This is a genomic window from Erwinia sp. CGal63 (genome assembly GCF_037026505.1).
Taxonomy (GTDB): domain Bacteria; phylum Pseudomonadota; class Gammaproteobacteria; order Enterobacterales; family Enterobacteriaceae; genus Erwinia.
Window position 1 is genome coordinate 1 of record NZ_JAKUMN010000020.1, and the last position, 474, is coordinate 474.

General features: G+C 54.9%; 1 rRNA gene. It reads right to left on the minus strand.

Annotated features, from left to right (window positions below):
* Positions 1-459, minus strand: a 16S ribosomal RNA gene (locus MKZ79_RS21180); the annotation flags it as partial.
* Between the last annotated feature and the right edge of the window lie 15 nt (positions 460-474).

Here is a 474-nt window from a genome sequence, read left to right on the forward strand (position 1 = left end):
TCATCCCTTCCTCCCCGCTGAAAGTACTTTACAACCCGAAGGCCTTCTTCATACACGCGGCATGGCTGCATCAGGCTTGCGCCCATTGTGCAATATTCCCCACTGCTGCCTCCCGTAGGAGTCTGGACCGTGTCTCAGTTCCAGTGTGGCTGGTCATCCTCTCAGACCAGCTAGGGATCGTCGCCTAGGTGAGCCGTTACCCCACCTACTAGCTAATCCCATCTGGGTTCATCCGACAGTGAGAGGCCCGAAGGTCCCCCTCTTTGCTCTTTCGAGATTATGCGGTATTAGCCACCGTTTCCAGTGGTTATCCCCCTCTGTCGGGCAGATCCCCAGACATTACTCACCCGTCCGCCACTCGTCACCCAAGGAGCAAGCTCCTCTGTGCTACCGTTCGACTTGCATGTGTTAGGCCTGCCGCCAGCGTTCAATCTGAGCCATGATCAAACTCTTCAATTAAAAGCTTGATTTGCT